The 16,733-nt window shown below is 36.6% G+C and carries 17 protein-coding genes; 7 read left to right on the top strand and 10 right to left on the bottom strand.

Annotated elements, in window-relative coordinates; translation table 11 throughout:
* The first annotated feature begins 63 nt into the window (after nucleotides 1-63).
* The 5 genes from HCX49_RS14570 to HCX49_RS14550 all read left to right on the top strand — a co-directional run bounded on the left by HCX49_RS14570 (nucleotide 64) and on the right by HCX49_RS14550 (nucleotide 4,963).
* On the top strand, nucleotides 64-1,029 hold the full coding sequence (locus tag HCX49_RS14570) for a TIGR01777 family oxidoreductase (RefSeq protein WP_168127473.1): 966 nt from the start codon (nucleotides 64-66) through the stop codon (nucleotides 1,027-1,029).
* 158 nt (nucleotides 1,030-1,187) lie between these two features.
* On the top strand, nucleotides 1,188-2,207 hold the full coding sequence (locus HCX49_RS14565) for a methionine ABC transporter ATP-binding protein (protein ID WP_168127472.1): 1,020 nt from the start codon (nucleotides 1,188-1,190) through the stop codon (nucleotides 2,205-2,207).
* Complete coding sequence (gene metI, locus HCX49_RS14560; protein ID WP_132772716.1) at nucleotides 2,200-2,853, top strand: methionine ABC transporter permease MetI; 654 nt, start codon at nucleotides 2,200-2,202, stop codon at nucleotides 2,851-2,853. Before HCX49_RS14565 ends, metI begins: the two co-directional genes overlap by 8 nt.
* 18 nt (nucleotides 2,854-2,871) lie before the next feature.
* The gene (metQ, locus tag HCX49_RS14555) at nucleotides 2,872-3,678 is read left to right on the top strand and encodes a methionine ABC transporter substrate-binding lipoprotein MetQ (protein ID WP_168127471.1); all 807 of its coding nucleotides are present in this window, start codon (nucleotides 2,872-2,874) and stop codon (nucleotides 3,676-3,678) included.
* A gap of 94 nt (nucleotides 3,679-3,772) precedes the next feature.
* Entirely contained in the window at nucleotides 3,773-4,963 is a 1,191-nt protein-coding gene (locus HCX49_RS14550) for an MFS transporter (RefSeq protein WP_132772712.1), read from the top strand.
* A gap of 67 nt (nucleotides 4,964-5,030) precedes the next feature.
* Here the strand turns inward: HCX49_RS14550 and HCX49_RS14545 are convergent, their stop codons facing one another.
* The 7 genes from HCX49_RS14545 to HCX49_RS14515 form a co-directional block, all read right to left on the bottom strand.
* On the bottom strand, nucleotides 5,031-5,978 hold the full coding sequence (locus HCX49_RS14545) for an MBL fold metallo-hydrolase (RefSeq protein WP_168127470.1): 948 nt from the start codon (nucleotides 5,976-5,978) through the stop codon (nucleotides 5,031-5,033).
* Nucleotides 5,979-5,984: 6 nt separating this feature from the next.
* The gene (gene coaE / locus HCX49_RS14540) at nucleotides 5,985-6,566 is read right to left on the bottom strand and encodes a dephospho-CoA kinase (RefSeq protein WP_168127469.1); all 582 of its coding nucleotides are present in this window, start codon (nucleotides 6,564-6,566) and stop codon (nucleotides 5,985-5,987) included.
* Nucleotide 6,567: 1 nt separating this feature from the next.
* Nucleotides 6,568-7,518: a hypothetical protein gene (locus HCX49_RS14535; protein WP_132772709.1), complete on the bottom strand. Its 951-nt coding sequence runs from the start codon at nucleotides 7,516-7,518 to the stop codon at nucleotides 6,568-6,570.
* Between the two features lie 120 nt (nucleotides 7,519-7,638).
* Entirely contained in the window at nucleotides 7,639-7,950 is a 312-nt protein-coding gene (gene yajC, locus HCX49_RS14530) for a preprotein translocase subunit YajC (protein WP_021189218.1), read from the bottom strand.
* Between the two features lie 21 nt (nucleotides 7,951-7,971).
* Nucleotides 7,972-8,439 (bottom strand): DUF1573 domain-containing protein, encoded by a 468-nt coding sequence (locus tag HCX49_RS14525; RefSeq protein WP_021189219.1) that lies wholly within the window; start codon nucleotides 8,437-8,439, stop codon nucleotides 7,972-7,974.
* A gap of 10 nt (nucleotides 8,440-8,449) precedes the next feature.
* Nucleotides 8,450-9,397: a transcription antitermination factor NusB gene (gene nusB, locus HCX49_RS14520; protein WP_021189220.1), complete on the bottom strand. Its 948-nt coding sequence runs from the start codon at nucleotides 9,395-9,397 to the stop codon at nucleotides 8,450-8,452.
* A gap of 56 nt (nucleotides 9,398-9,453) precedes the next feature.
* Nucleotides 9,454-10,527, bottom strand: coding sequence for a Glu/Leu/Phe/Val family dehydrogenase (locus HCX49_RS14515; protein ID WP_031287814.1), 1,074 nt, complete (start codon nucleotides 10,525-10,527; stop codon nucleotides 9,454-9,456).
* 172 nt (nucleotides 10,528-10,699) lie between these two features.
* Between HCX49_RS14515 and HCX49_RS14510 the strand changes: the two genes are divergently transcribed.
* Nucleotides 10,700-12,475 carry an ABC transporter ATP-binding protein gene (locus HCX49_RS14510; protein ID WP_132772705.1) on the top strand — a complete coding sequence of 592 codons (1,776 nt, stop codon included), beginning with the start codon at nucleotides 10,700-10,702 and terminating at the stop codon, nucleotides 12,473-12,475.
* A 143-nt stretch (nucleotides 12,476-12,618) separates the two neighbouring features.
* Here HCX49_RS14510 and HCX49_RS14505 read toward each other — a convergent pair whose 3' ends face one another.
* The 3 genes from HCX49_RS14505 to HCX49_RS14495 form a co-directional block, all read right to left on the bottom strand.
* A complete protein-coding gene (locus HCX49_RS14505; RefSeq protein ID WP_168127468.1) occupies nucleotides 12,619-13,410 on the bottom strand; it encodes a zinc-dependent peptidase in 792 nt (263 codons plus the stop codon).
* Nucleotides 13,411-13,416: 6 nt separating this feature from the next.
* Nucleotides 13,417-14,223 (bottom strand): hypothetical protein, encoded by an 807-nt coding sequence (locus HCX49_RS14500; RefSeq protein ID WP_168127467.1) that lies wholly within the window; start codon nucleotides 14,221-14,223, stop codon nucleotides 13,417-13,419.
* Nucleotides 14,224-14,297: 74 nt separating this feature from the next.
* Nucleotides 14,298-14,768, bottom strand: coding sequence for a Dps family protein (locus HCX49_RS14495; RefSeq protein WP_132772702.1), 471 nt, complete (start codon nucleotides 14,766-14,768; stop codon nucleotides 14,298-14,300).
* Nucleotides 14,769-14,924: 156 nt separating this feature from the next.
* Here HCX49_RS14495 and HCX49_RS14490 point away from each other — a divergent pair, with 156 nt between their 5' ends.
* The gene (locus HCX49_RS14490; RefSeq protein WP_237682807.1) at nucleotides 14,925-16,619 is read left to right on the top strand and encodes an RluA family pseudouridine synthase; all 1,695 of its coding nucleotides are present in this window, start codon (nucleotides 14,925-14,927) and stop codon (nucleotides 16,617-16,619) included.
* Nucleotides 16,620-16,733: the final 114 nt, after the last annotated feature.

Raw genomic sequence — 16,733 nt, 5'->3', positions numbered from 1 at the left:
GCAAAATAACCATTTTTTAATTTGAATAAGGGTGGAATATGATAAATAAAAATTAAATTGGCTATGAGAAACGATCACATTATTTATAAGCTTAAAGATCTTGGAACTATGGAAACAGTCATTCTAGCAGGAGGTACAGGAACTATTGGTCGACATTTAACAAAATTGCTTGTTAGCGAAGGGTTTCATGTCATTATATTCAGTCGAAACCCCAGCGTAAATAAAGACAGCAATCATATTGAACATTTACACTGGGATCCAGATACTAAACGTATAAACAATGATGCGATAAAACGGGCAGATTATATTATCAATCTTGCTGGAGCTGGCATTGCTGACAAGCGATGGACGAAGAAGCGTCGTCAAGAACTGATCTCCAGCCGGGTTAATAGTGGTAATTTAATCGCAGAAGCGCTACAGCAACTTCCTAACAAAATTAAAGCTGTCATTTCAACATCGGCAGTTGGCTGGTATGGAGCAGACAAAAAACCCGGACATGCTTTTACTGAAAATGAAGAACAGGGTACGGATTTTTTAAGCTGGACCTGCAAGCTATGGGAAGACAGCGTAAAACCTGTTGAATTATTGCATAAAAGAGTGGTCATTTTCAGGTTAGGCGTAGTTTTCAGTAAAGATGAGGGTGCTTTAAAAGAATTGACCAAATCATTAAAGTTTAAAAGTGCAACTTACTTAGGTTCGGGAAAACAAAAAATGAGCTGGATCCACATCGATGATTTGTGCAAGTTGTATTTAACAGCCATACGTAACAATGAAATAGTAGGAATTTACAATGCTGTATCCTCAGAAGTACTGGCACAAAAAATAATAATCGATCGTATCGCTAAACAAAAAGTAGGTTCAATCTACCTACCGATTTACGTACCTGCTTTTCTTTTAAAATTTGCTCTTGGACAAATGGGCGAAGAAGTTTTGCTGACAAGTACAACAGCGAGCAACCAAAAAATAATTGATACAGGCTTTAATTTTAAATACCCATTTCTAACTGAAGAATGCATCAAAACCCTGTAATGTGAATATAAGTATTGTGATTTAGGGCTACTTTTGATACATTTGCGCTAAAATATAGTAATATGCCTTTGTTTAATATGGCCATTACTGAATATCCATTAGCCTTTCAGGACATGTTTGAAAGGTTTTTTTGTAAGATTAGTTTTTACTATACATAAATGATAGAATTAATTAACATTTCCAAGACATTTGCAGTAAAAAATAAGTTTACGAAAGCATTGGATCAAGTAACACTTGCTATTCCAAAAGGGCAAATATTTGGGGTTATAGGTAGCTCAGGTGCAGGAAAAAGCACATTAATCCGATGCGTCAATTTATTGGAAAAACCCGACGAGGGACAAATTTTGATTCACGGTGTCGACCTGATGAAATTATCCAATCAGGATTTAATTCAGCATCGACGCAAGATCGGTATGATCTTTCAACATTTCAATTTACTTTCCTCCCGTACGGTATATCAGAATATCGCTTTTCCGCTGGAACTGACCGGCACTTCGAAAAATGATATTCAGCTAAAGGTAATGGAGCTACTGGCTTTGGTAGGACTGGAAGACAAAGCACATGACTATCCTGCAAGTTTATCTGGCGGTCAAAAACAGCGTGTTGCTATTGCTAGAGCCCTCGCAAGTGATCCTGAGATTTTGTTATGTGATGAAGCAACCAGTGCTTTGGACCCTGCTACAACTAAATCTATTTTGCAGTTGCTAAAAGCAATCAATAAAAAATTAAATTTAACCATCTTGCTGATTACACATGAGATGGAAGTGATTAAGATCATTTGTGATCAAGTTGCTGTCATTGATGGCGGAAAATTAATCGAAACTGGCACAGTGGAACAGATCTTCACATCACCTAAGCAGACATTAACAAAGCACTTCATTCAATCGTCACTTCATGCCGAATTACCGACAATCTATCAAGAGCGTCTGAAAGAGAGTGGAAATCCCATCGTCCAGATTTATCTTGCAGAACATTCTAATCAAACTTCTGTTATCAAGCATCTGCATGAGCAATATGCAATTGATGTGGCTATTATCAGTGCGCAGATTGATTATGTAGGTTCAATCAAATTCGGCATACTTAATCTGGAACTTATTGGTGATGCTGATAATATCAGAAACAGCCTCCACTATTTAAAATCAAATTACTCACAAATAGAAATCATAGGATATGTCTGATACAGTTATTGATTTATTGATAAAAGGTACTATCGAAACTATCGTCATGACTTTTCTGTCTGGCTTTTTTGGTTTTCTGATTGGCCTCCCTACTGGTATTTTTCTTTTTTTAACACGAAGAAACCAATTACATGAAAATAAATATATTCATCAATTACTTGCCATACTGGTCAATATATTTCGATCCATACCTTTTATTATCCTGATCGTTTGGATGATACCTTTTACCAGGCAGCTTGTAGGCACTTCTATTGGTGTTACTGCAGCTTTGGTACCTTTAAGTTTCGCTGCCGCACCTTTCATTGCCAGGTTAGTTGAAAACAGTCTATTGGAAATTCCGCATGGTCTAATTGAAGCTGCGCGTGCCATGGGAGCCACTACATTACAGATAATATACAAAGTTTTACTCCCCGAGTCTCTACCATCACTCGTTAATAATCTGACAATTACATTGATTACCTTAGTCGGTTATTCAGCTATGGGCGGAGCAGTAGGTGCAGGTGGACTTGGACAGATTGGATACCAATATGGTTATATCGGTTATGATACATTTATTATGAATGCTGTATTAATTTTACTAATTTTAATTGTATTTATTCTTCAATTTACAGGAGATTACCTGTCTAAAAAAGCTAATCATCGTTAACATCTATTTTAAAAAACTATGAGATTACATTCTAAAATTTGCGTTGTAGCATTGGCTCTATTTGGCTTAACAGCTTGTAACGGAAAAAAAACAGATTCAAAAGTCCTTAAAGTAGGAATTGTCGCCGGTCCAGAGCAAGACATTGCTGAAGGGGCAAAAAAGGTGGCAAAAGAAAAATTTAATCTTGACGTCGAGCTTGTAACTTTTAACGATTATGTAGTCCCTAATGAAGCGTTGAACCAAGGTGATATTGATGTTAATTCATTTCAGCACCTTCCTTATCTTCAAGAACAATCGAGACAGCGCGGATATAAATTAGCCGCAGTCGCCAATACCTTTGTCTTTCCTATAGTTGCTTATTCTAAAAAAATAAAGTCAATCAATGAATTACAGCCAGGAGCAACTATTGTCATTCCTAATGACCCAACGAATGGGGGCAGATCGCTGTTGTTACTTCAAAAAGAAGGATTAATAAAATTAAAAGATGATGTGGGCCTTCTGCCAAAAAAGACAGATATCATAGAAAATCCGAAGAGATTAAATATTATGGAGCTTGAAGCTCCCCAATTACCACGGGTTTTAGATGACAAAGAGGTTATCATTGCTATTATTAACAATACTTTTGCTGCTCAGGCTGGTTTAGACCCTGAAAAAGAAGGTTTATTTGCTGAAGACAAAGAATCACCTTATGTGAATCTAATTGTATCGCGAGAGGATAATAGAAATGATGAGCGTATCAAACAATTTATAGAAGCTTATCAATCACCGGAAGTAGAAGCCATCGCTAAAAAAGTTTTCAAAGGCGGAGCGATCAAAGGGTGGTAATCAACTTTAATTGATTAACGATAAAAGCCAATATTCTGATGCAGAATATTGGCTTTTATTTTTTTATCCCCTTTAGGTTTGCTTCCTTTGCAGCATGTTATCCAAATCTTTACAAAAAGCGGCGCAGGACTACCGCTTTCAGATTGCTAGCTATGCGATTCTAACCTTCTACGGTTACTTCACCATTGGTCTTTCGTTAGCAGTCCTTCCTATTTTCATCCATCAAACTTTGGGATTCAATACCATTATCGCTGGTGCAGTAATTGGCTCACAATATATTATGACCTTTTTTATGCGTGCTTATGCCGGGACAATTGTGGATAAAAAAGGTCCTAAGCCTGCTATCATCATCAGTATGATCTGCTTTATCCTTACAGGGATACTTTTATGGGCTGCATTCTCCAATAGCTCATCTCCGCTTCTTGCTTTAAGTTTGTTGGCTGTCTCCCGATTACTTACTGGCTGTGGAGAAGGAATGGTCGGTGCCAGTCCAATCAACTGGGCAATCTTACGTGTTGGGGAACAACATACCAGTACCGCAATTTCATACAATGGAATCTTCAATTACAGCTCAATGGCCATAGGAGCTCCGCTAGGCGTCTTAATGTCGCTGCACCTGGGCAATTGGTCTATCGCACTTTTAACTACCTTGGTCGGGCTTATTGGCCTTATTACGACCATTAATAAAAAAGCACTGTATGCTATATCGAAAGAGGTTCGGAATTCGTTTTTTTCGGTTCTCAAATCTGTTGCTCCTTTTGGGACAGGACTCGCATTGGCGGGTATAGGTTTTGGAACGATATCAACCTTCATTACCCTGTACTATAATTATAAAGGTTGGGAGAATGCTGCAATTTGTATCACCTGCTTCAGTACAATGTTTGTTTTAGGTCGATTTGTCCTCACGGGAAGCATTAATAAAATTGGAGGCGTCAAAATAGCCCTCTACTCCATGTTGATCGAAAGTGTTGGTTTATTATTAATCTCCTTTGCCCCTACACCTTTTGTAACCATCATCGGTGCGGCTATTACAGGATTGGGATTTTCAATGGTTTTTCCAGCGTTAGGAGTAGAAGCTGTAAAAAGTGCTTCGAGCGCAAACAAAGGTGCGGCCTTGGGCGCATATGGTTTGTTTATTGATATTTCACTAGGCATCTCCGGTCCACTTGTAGGATTGGTGGCAAAGCAATTTGGCATGAATTATATATTTCCTTTTAGTTTAATTCTCGTATTATCTGGAGTTGTTGTCTGCATTTTTCTACAAAAATCAAAAAGAAATTCTTAGCAAAATTTTAGCATTTATATAAATAAAATTTTTATATAAATGCTATTAAATAGTTGACAATAAGATATTAATAAATATCACGAACATCGAGATTACCTTCAAAATGCTGTTTTAATATTCGGCCATCTCCATGCAGTGTCCAGACCTCCTGTGGTTTTACCGCTTGAATAAAATACAAAATGTCATTCCAGTCCACATGATCGGATATGAAGAGCGAAAGATCATTATGTTGCTGCAACCTCTTCCATCCGGATGCAAAAGCACGGACAACGTTGGTGGCACGAATATAACTATTGAATGTCATAGGTGGCACCATATACACCTTATTAGGTTCGCCCACTTTCATCTCCCGTCGACTATACTGCTCGTACACCAGCTTTTTAAGCCCCAGATCATCATAAATACGGTGAAGTGGCAGTATCCCATGATGAACCAGTACTCTTCGATCAGGGCAATGTTTATTAATCAGATCGGTCAACCGCTGTGCCTTCCCAAGTGCATATGTTCCTAAGAGAATATTAAAAGGTTGCTCGTTTAGTTTTTTTATTTCCGCAATGGGATCAGGATGGATAACATCTGGATCGGCAAAAGTACATTCTGTAATCAGTACATCTGCTTGTACAATCTCTATAGGCTCGCAGGTTTCATCTTCCTGCAATTTGTAATCTCCAGTATATAGATACCTCACCCCCTTGTACTCCATCAAAATTTGAGCAGAACCTAAAATATGTCCTGCTGGAATAAAGGTTAATTCAACTTGGCCAATGTGAAAACTACTTTTAAAATCTATTTTTCGGTAGCTTGATAGTGGCTGCTGCGCATAGCGATAATGCATAATAGCGCCTGTAACAGCTGTGCAGTAAATAATACCGTGACCGGGTCTTGCATGATCTCCATGACCGTGAGAGACAACATCTACCGGCACGGGTAACATTGCGTCAATATAGAAGTCACCATATTGACAATAATATCCTTCTGGTCTTCGAACCAGAAAGTCTGATAATATATTTAACATAAAAATTTATTTCTGAAATTGATGGTGCAATGCCATCACTTGTGGAATTATTGGGGTAATGCCGTCATTGATAATGACAAAATCCGCTAATTTGGTCTTTTCTTCGTCAGACATCTGATTATTCATCCGCGCAAGGACTTGCTCTCTAGTAACCTGATCGCGCTCCATTACTCTAGCAATGCGTATTTCTATCGGAGCTGTAACCAAAATACTGTAATCAACTTTTTTATAAGAGCCGCTTTCAAACAAAATAGATGCTTCTTTTAACGAATATGGAGCTGTCTGTGCATCAGCCCAATCCTCCGCTGCCTGAATGACTGCCGGATGAACGATGCGATTTAATTGCGCAAGCTTAGCAGCATCGTTAAAAACCTGAGCTGCGAGAAACGCTCGGTTTAACAAGCCATTACTGTAGGCTTCATCACCGAATTCCTGCATCACTGCCAATCGCACTTGATCACTCTTATTCATGATCAATTTTGCTTCTAAATCCGCATTGTAAACGGGAATACCTAAAACCTTAAAAACATGGCATATGATTGTTTTTCCTGAACCGATACCGCCAGCTATTCCTACTTTTATTCCCATATTACTTCCGTACAAAAAAATCAACATTCTGAGGTTCTATTCTCAGAACAGAACAAAAATCAGGAACTTTAGTCAAAATAACTGGTAAATATTTGACTTTTGCTTCTTCCCAATCGTTGATATCAACAACTGCTTCAAAATCCCGGGCAGTATAATTATTATAATCTTTTACAGACATTAGAACCGTAATTGCAACCTTACTAGGCATCGTTCTTACCGACTTAAAATGTGTGTTATTTTCAACCTTTAAGGGTAGTTCTATAATTTTCTCCGTCAATTCGCCTACTGGCATCAGTACTTCAACTGAAGTTGGATACACATTGATGTTCGCCCTTTGATTCTTATTAAGATAGGCTACTGTTCTTAAATCTGTTGATACATCTTTTCCTCTGATTGTATCTGTTTCCCAATATTCAATGTTCGCCACATCCTCATAAGGACCAGAAATTGTCACATATTTTGGATTGACGAGCGTCTCCCCTATAAAACCATATTGCTTTCTAAATTGAATATCTGCCATTGCTTTTACAGGCACTTTACGCTGTGTCTGTTTTGAAAAATCAAAATAAAGGGTATCAGGACTTACGGAAACCACTAGCTGTTCATGTGGGAACTGACGATTAATGAAACCGATCTGATTGGAGAAAACGATCCAATTTTTATTTTTTAAACCGCTGATATCAACATGCACCGTCGGAATTTGCGATTTTACTTTTGAAAACAACACCTGCCAGCCGGTCATCTTTAACTTAATATTAACAGTATCCGATTGTTGCGGATGAAAAGCACGCTTTTCTGGCAAATTTACATATTCAATTCCTGCCTTAACAGTAATAACATATTCATTTGAGATGGAAAATAACAGCCAGGCAAATAAAGAAATAAGAACACACCGCGTGAATGTGATTAATTTCCTTTTTTGTGATTTACTGATACGAATAATATTTGCCATACTACAAACTTAAACATTTTGTATTTCATATCCTGATGAAATATAGGGCAATTTGAATGTGATTAAATAAGAAGGCCGATCTTATTTTAGTAAGATCGGCCTTCTGGAATTTCTGTTTTGTTATGCTTTTGCATTCAATGCTTTAGAAGCATCTAAAGCTACTGCTGATTTGTCAAAACGAATTTTAACACCAGAACCCACATCAACTAAAAACGTTGTTTCTGAAACTTCAACAATACGACCATGAATACCCGCATTTGTTACAATTTGAGAATTAACACCTAATTCTTCAATGTATTTCTTATGATCTTTTTGTTTCTTCATCTGAGGTCTAATCATAAAGAAATAAAAAACAACCACGATAAGAATCATCGGTAAGAAGCTCATTAAACTACTTCCTGAGCCCGCTGCCTGTAAAAAAACTGTGTTCATATGTATCTTTGTTATATTTTATTATTTAGCTGCCAATACTTCACCTTTCAGCTGAACTGTCGTCAACCCATTTGAAGCATTAGAGTGTATGGTAATAATTTTCTGCTGTTTACCCACCTGACCCTCACTTTTGAAAGTGACCTTTATATCTGAGGTCTTACCTGGAAGAACTGGACTTTTTGAAAACTCAGGTTGTGTACATCCACAAGAAGCTCTAACTTCTGAAATAATTAAAGGTGCATTTCCTGTATTTTTCAGCGTAAAAGTATGTGTAACCTCAGCTCCCTCTTTGATCTGTCCAAAGTCAAATGCAGGCTCTGCAAATTCGATAGTACCGATTGCACCAGCTGCAGCTTCTGTATTTACAGATGTATCTGCTGTTGCATTTACGGAATCTGAACTTGTATTTTCGCTCTTGTTACTGGTACCACATGAACTTAAAGTCCAGATACCGAATGCTAAAAGCAGTGAATAGTTCATTTTTTTCATATCAATATTTTTAATTATTCAATCCACGACCTTGTTTTTGAATACGGCCATCTTGATTTAAATCACTTAAAATTTTATCTAAAATACCATTAATAAAGGTATTACTCTTCAGTGTACTGAATACTTTTGAGATTTCAATATACTCATTAATTGTAACCTTTACCGGAATAGAAGGGAAATTCACCAATTCGCAAATAGCCATGCGCATTAATAAAGTATCGATTAATGCAATACGATCTGATTCCCAATTTTTTGTTTTCTCGGTAATCATTTTTTGATATTCATTTGTATATCGGATTGTTTTTGCAATCAGATTTAAGATGAAATCTTTATCATCGTACCAGTTCTGCGTAAGCTCTGCCAGTTTATTTTGTCTCGGTTCTTCTGAACTGAAGTTTTTAAATGTTTTGGCAATTAATGCTTGTAAAACTTCCTTATCGACCGTCCAGTTGATAAACTTCTCTTCAAAAACCTGTTCAATTACAGGGGACTTTAAAATAATTTTTTTGAAGATAAACTTAATAATATCTTTTTCCACTGCAATAGAACGATCTGATGACTGCATATAATATGCATAATCTTCAGAATGCTTCAATTGAGCGAATACTGTACGAACGATTTCAGGATCAAAGTTCCAAGAAACACCGTATTTCTTTACTCCTTCTGCGTACTGCGGATTTTGTCTTAAAGACTCGATAAAAGTATTGCTACTTAGTTTGGTGTTGTGCGATAAATCTTTTTCTGTTGGCAAAAACTTATTTGCACGACCTTCTGCATCTATCAATGCATAATCGGCCACTTCATCCAGGAGATTTAAAGTCCAAATGTACATTTCGTACACTTCATCCACATTTTGCAATAATGCCTTTTCAAAGGCTTTGATATCTTTATCTTCAGATAAACTGTACGCATAAAGCGTCTGCACTACTTTGACCCTTAGGTGTCTTCTATTTAACATAGTATTTTAAAGAACGATTTGTATGTAAGAACGATTGTTTTGTTTGTTTGTTTTCTCTATCTTTTGAGTTTTCGAATGTCAAAGATACGTTTTTCTGCGATTTGATTAGCAGCTTGGAACGAAGAAATATTTTCTTGTTTTGATTTTTGTAGTACTTCGCGCGTTGCGTTGTATATATTTTTAATGACAAACTCGGTATGATCAGCGCCATAGCCCTGTATTTCGGAATAACAACTAACCAATGCTCCTGCATTAATTAAATAGTCCGGTGCATATAAAATACCTCTTTCATGCAGGATGTTGCTCGTAACCAATTCATCCTTCAATTGGTTATTTGCTGCACCAGCAATAATTTTACATTGCATTTTTGCGGCAGTTTCAGGATTAACAGTCCCCCCTAATGCACAAGGTGCATAAACATCACAGTCAAAATCAAAAACTTTATCGAAAGCAATGGTTTCAACTTTGTATTTTGCTGCTGTTTTCAACATCCGGTCTTCCGTAATATCACTTACATATACGCGCGAATTTTCATCACGTAACATTTCGATCAAACGCTCACCAACACTTCCTATACCATGCACGATAACTTTACGTCCCGCTAAACTGTCTGAACCGTATAGTTCTTTTAAGGAAGCTTTAATACCATAGAGTACGCCTTGTGCCGCAAAGACTGAAGTATCACCCCCGCCATTGATCGCTTTAGGCAAGCCTGCCACATGTGAAGTTTCTGTAAAAATATGTTCCAAATCGCGTTGACCGATACCTACATCGATCGAAGCGATGAAATTACCATTTAGGCCCTCAATAAATTGTCCTAAGCGTCTCAGCAAAACCTCAGATTTATCTATACGATGATTACCGATGATCACGGCACTACCACCACCTAGATTAAGGCCCGTGATTGCTGATTTGTAAGTTATTGCTCTAGAAAGGCGAAGAGCATCTTCGATAGCTTCTTCTGTACTGGAATATGGCAACATGCGGACACCGCCTATTGCTGGACCTAATGTAGTGTCATGAATCGCAACTATTGCTTTCAAACCAACTACTTCATCATTACAAAAAAACAAATTCTGGTGACCAAATTGTCCCAATAATTCGAAAATTGGAGTTTGAGATGCTGACATAAAATTCTGCTTCAAGTTTTATTTATGGTAATTTGGGAACAAAAGTAGAAAATATATTTCACACTAAATTTTTCTTTCAAAATAAATACAAAACTTATGAACTGTTTGTGACAGTATAAGTTCGTAAAATAGAAAATTAAATGCCGAATAAGTTTTACATTTGTATTATCATATGAAAGAGTTAGCTTATTTAAATAAATATTTTTACAAATATCGCTGGAAGCTTGTTCCTGGGGTAATTTTTGTTATAATTTCCAATTATTTCGGTATCCTTCCTGCAAAAGTAATTCGAGAAGCTTTTGATCTGGTACAAGAGAATATCTATTTATATAAACTCTACCACGGATTTGAAAGACAAGAATTGATCTATAAAGTTTTTGGATCTAGTTTGCTATTTTTCGGTGGGGTAGTTTTATTACTGTCTCTGCTTCGTGGTATTTTCTTGTTTATGATGCGCCAGACAATCATTCTGACATCTCGCCATATTGAGTATGATTTAAAAAATGAAATCTACAGACATTATCAAAAACTAGATTTTGCTTTTTTTAGAAGAAATAACACGGGAGATCTTATGAGTAGGGCTACGGAAGATGTCAACCAGGTCAGAAATTATCTCGGCCCTGCTATTATGTATGCCATCAATACCGTTGTCTTATCGATCATGGTGATTTATGCTATGTATGATGTTAATGCCCGTCTAGCGACATATGCACTTATCCCTATCCCTATTCTTTCTGCTGTTATTTTGTTTGTAAATAAGATCATTAATAAAAGAAGTGAGAAAATTCAAAAGCAACTGGCACGTTTAGCGTCTTTTGTTCAAGAAAACTTTGCAGGTATCAGAGTCATTAAAACATACAACAGAGAAAAATATAAAATGGATTCTTTTGAAGAAGAGAGTACCATCTATCGGAATACGGCTTTATCACTTGTCAAAGTACAGGCAGTCTTCTTTCCGCTAATTCTATTATTAATTGGTTTAAGCACCATAATAACCATTTATGTGGGTGGTTTGGAAGTTGCAAAAGGTACTATCACTGCGGGAAATATTGCTGAGTTTATCATTTATGTCAACCAATTGACTTTCCCTGCTATGTCTTTAGCTTGGGTAACTTCACTGGTACAGCGCGCCTCAGCATCGCAAAAACGGATCAACGAATTTTTAAATACCGAGTCTCCTATTATTAACGGCGAAATTAAAAAAGTACTTACAGGAGATCTGAAGGTTGAAAACATTTCATTCACCTATCCTGAAACGGGGATTCAAGCGATCAAGGATTTATCGTTTCATATTCCTGCAGGGAAAACACTGGCGATCATTGGTAAAACGGGATCGGGTAAATCGACTTTAGCGAATTTACTGCTTCGTATGTTTGATATCGACAAGGGGGCCATCAAATATGACGACACTGCTATCACAAAACTAGATTTTCAAGATCTAAGGCAACAAACAGGCTTTGTGCCTCAGGAGGTTTTTCTATTTTCAGATACGATCAGTAACAATATCGCATTTGGTCTAGACCACTTTACACAGGAGCAAGTCGAGCAGGCAGCGAAAGATGCCGCAGTCTATGAAAATATAATGGGATTTGATCAAGGTTTTGAAACTTCGGTTGGGGAACGTGGAATCACGCTTTCTGGAGGACAAAAGCAACGTGTCTCCATCGCGCGGGCTTTAATTAAAGAACCTAAGATCTTGATTTTTGATGACTGTCTGTCTGCCGTAGATACCAAAACGGAAGAACAGATATTGACTTCCCTAAGCCGTATTATGAAAGGAAAGACATGTGTGTTTATAGCGCATCGTGTATCGACAATCAAAAATGCCGATAAAATCATTGTGTTGGATCAGGGAAGAATTGCGGAAGAAGGTTCTCATGATGAACTTATGAACTTAAAAGGACAATATTTTGAACTACATGAAAAACAACTTTTAGAAGCGATATAGGTTTTAATAAAGAACGCTTAATAAAACAATAAAAAAAGCTCTTCATCATATGGAAGAGCTTTTTTGTTTCAAGTCTATTCTTTACTTAAGAGATAACCATACATATTGAATAGTAGTCCCTTAACAACAATCAGGTAACATGATTAAGCAGGACTCAGGTCTTGCTGAAATGCCATACTTAATGCTTTGTAAAGCTCAGGATGATGATTTTTAAGCCGTTCTGGGTTCTCAAAAAAGTATTCGGAAGCAACGGCAAAAAACTCCGCCCGATTTGTAATGCCATACGGATTGATATCAGATTTACCTTCTTGAATTTTTAAAATTTCTTTACGAATCATTTCTAACCAGGCTAGACTATACGTATGATCTATCAAAAACTGCGGCAATCCATCGACTTCACCATCCGTTTTATCCAACAGGTGGACAAACTCATGAATGGCCGTGTTTTGGCCGTCCTTTGTATTTGAGAAACCAGCTTCAAGAGCCTCTTTTGATAAAATCATCTGACCGTTCATGGACCCCTCGCCTACCATTCCTAAAATATTGCGCCCCTGACTGCCTTCGAACTGGTAATCTTGATTAAAAGTATTGGGATAAAGCAGTACAGTTGTTAAATTTGTATATTTCCAATTTTTAAAAGCGAAAACAGGTATTATAGCACTTGCCGCTACTAACATATAATCTTTTAAAGAAACCTCAACACCAATTCCTTCTACAGATACATGATCTAAAAAATGTAAGCAGCGCTTTTCAAATTCAATTTTATCCGCTTCGTTCAAATTTCGATAGTACTGTACTTCTTTCAAAAGAATATCTTTTCCCTCTTTACTCAGAACACGCCTGATGGCTTTGCTATTTTTCTCCGTTTTATTTAAAAGGTAATACACGAGATATATAACAGCGGGTACCAAAATAACAATAAACAATTTCTCCATATTTTCTTATTTTACATTTATCCAATCCGGGTTACGCTCTTTCAAATATTTGAGAAAGCCTTTGTAATGCGCGGCCCCAAACATAATTAGAATTTTCTTTTGTGAAGCATCCGCCACCAAAGCTGCTAAATTTTGTTCTCTTTTTTTCATTATAAATTCCCGGTCGAAAATATTTCTAAACTTTGCTTTTATAGGTTTACAAGTATAAGGCTCATTTAAAGGAGTTTTCCAGTCACATGAATCAAGAATAATATCACCATAGCTGTATTCAAATTCGTCCAAAAGTTCATTTTTGGGAATATCTGCAATAACTGCTGTATTATAATCAACTTTAAAAAACGAATATTGGGGCTGTTGGATGATTCTACTTCCGAGATTTTTATAAAGTGGAGCCATTAATACTTTTGTTGTATCGGAAGTTTTTTCATAGACTTTGGTACTACCTATTACGTGTCCTACTAATTTTCGAAACTTTCGATCATATACATCTCTTTGTTGGGCACTATCCACTTGGTAGGCAATACTTTCATAAAATACAACAAACCCTTGATTTTGTAATGAGTCAACCATTCGCTGAATATAATCGTAATAATTACGTTTACCTAAATGCCGCATGGGAATGTAAATCAGCTCACGTTCACCATTTTTTAAGTGATGTGTCCGCGATGCATTTTGTAAAACTCCAGTCGATTGTACCATAAGGGATTCGGCACATGAGAAAAACAGAAGCGAAAAGATAATTAAAACAAAATAATAGCGCATACTAATGGAAAAATAAATTTGCAGTAATGTAATGCCCTTTACAATTATCATGCAGTTTTTAGTACTTTCAATAAAAAAGCAGTACCGAGGGTACTGCTTTTTTATTGAAAGTATTGTTATAAAAGTTATGCTACATGAGCACGTAACATCCAAGCCATCTTTTCATGCTGCGCTAGTAAACCAACAAGAAAATCTTCAGTCGCCTGATCTCCAGCTTTTTCGACCGCATCCAAATTTCCTCTAATATTCATAATAACAGATTCATGATCTGACAGTAATTCTTTGAAAAACCCTTTACTATCTGTATGTTCGTACTTCGTCTCTGTAAGGTGGGTCAATTCTAGATATTTGGCGTATGAACCTACTGCATAATGTCCGATTTGACGGATGCGTTCTGCGACTTCATCAATAATTTCTGCCAATTCATTATACTGCGATTCCAAAAATAAATGCGCGGCATGAAAATCTGGACCTTCAACATTCCAATGTGCATTTCTTGTTTTTTGATACACAATACTTTCATCCGCTAACACATTATTCAAAATAGCGGCTACCTTTGCCAAGTCTGCTTCTTTAATACCAATTTTTGCTTTCATAATGAATTATTTTACAATTTATTTAAATTATTAAAATCACTGTTACTTGATATACAATATTAATAAAATGAGGCCGTAAAGCCCATTAATTAAGAAATAATATTGTCATAAAAATAACATCATTTTTGTACTTTTGTACGCATAATGAAAACAACAATGATGAAGGGGAATTGTTTGAACGGTGATCTATACTTTCACGAATTTAATGAGGAAATCAAGGAAATACTTTTACCTACACATTTTACTTTCCCCTTCTGTTATGAACCACATGAACTGGCAAAACAAGCCTGCGCATCTGTTCAAGAATATATTCTTACTCAAACGGAATGGGTTCATAATTTTGGTCTAAACGAAAAAATGGATGGACAGGCCATTGGTAAAATGTTCGGTGTATTAATTGTCCAAGATCAAGATGGTCATATCGGATTTTTAGCTGGTTTCTCCGGTAAACTGGCTGGCAAAAATGATCATCGCTATTTTGTACCTCCGGTTTTTGATATGTTAACGGAAAATTCTTTTTTTCTGTTAGAAGAGGAACACCTCAATAACCTTAATAAGCAAATTACAGCATTAGAGCAGAGTGAAAAAGGTACGCAACTGAAAGAAAAGCTCGATGATACTAAAGTGAGGCTGGATCAGCAATTGGCCAACTTTAAAGAAAATCTGAAAATTCAAAAGAAAGAACGTAAACAACTTCGAGACAAATCAAAATTAACCCTATCAGCTGCATCATATCAACTGCTTGAAGAAGATCTGATCAAACAGAGTTTAAGAGATAAATTTGAACTGAGTGTTTTCCAAAAACAATATCACCATGATATTTCCATCGCTGAAAAACCACTAAATGATCACCTCAATATAATAGCAGATTTAAAGGAAGAGCGTAAAAAACGTTCTGCACAGTTGCAAAATCAATTATTTGCACAATACAATTTTAAAAATGCGAAAGGGGAAACTAAAAATGTCATTGACATTTTTAAAGCATACAATTTGCAACCACCTGCTGGATCTGGTGAATGTGCCGCACCAAAACTATTGCAATATGCTTATTTAAATGATTACAAGCCAATTGCACTTGCCGAATTTTGGTGGGGACAATCGCCTTCGGCTGAAGTACGAAGACACCAAAGCTACTACCCTGCATGTCGTAATAAATGTGAACCTATTCTCGGCTTTATGCTTGAGGGATTACAGGTTGATAAAAATCCGATGCTCGAAAGCCCTGATGAAAGCATTGAACTCCCGATTATTTACGAAGATGAAACCCTGGTCATTATAGATAAGCCTGAAGAATTCCTATCCGTACCTGGCATACATGTTAAAGATTCGGTCTATACACGCATGCTTAAAAAATATCCCGATGCAGGGCCTTTAATTGTTCATCGGTTAGATATGTCTACATCCGGAATTCTTGTGATAGCCAAAACTAAAGAAGCTCACAAATTTATTCAGAGTCAATTTATCAACCATACCATCGTCAAGGAATATATTGCTTTACTTGATGGCATTATCGATACCGATTCTGGAATTATATCACTACCTCTACGGGTTGATCTTGACGATAGACCTCGACAGTTAGTCTGTTATGAACATGGAAAGAAAGCAGTTACTAAATGGGAAAAAATCGAAATTATAAACGGTAAAACCAAAGTGCGATACTTTCCATTGACAGGAAGAACACATCAACTTCGCCTTCATTCTGCTCATCCTAAAGGAATGAACTGTCCTATTGTTGGAGACGATCTTTATGGTCAAAAATCCGATCGATTACACTTGCATGCTGCTTATATTGAGTTTAACCACCCTACTACAAAAGAGCGCATTCATTTTGCGTCGGAACCAAATTTTTAAAAAATCAAAACAACTTCGCTGACCTTTTTGTTACAATAGTCAACGAGATTGGTTGTATTTAGGTCGAATTTCATCATAAAGAAGTAAAATTATAGTCAGTTTATTCTGACATTA

The organism is Sphingobacterium sp. B16(2022), from assembly GCF_012030425.1.
Classification (GTDB): domain Bacteria; phylum Bacteroidota; class Bacteroidia; order Sphingobacteriales; family Sphingobacteriaceae; genus Sphingobacterium; species Sphingobacterium anhuiense.
The sequence above is the reverse complement of the archived record's forward strand: the minus strand, read 5'-3'. Positions and strand labels throughout refer to the sequence as shown.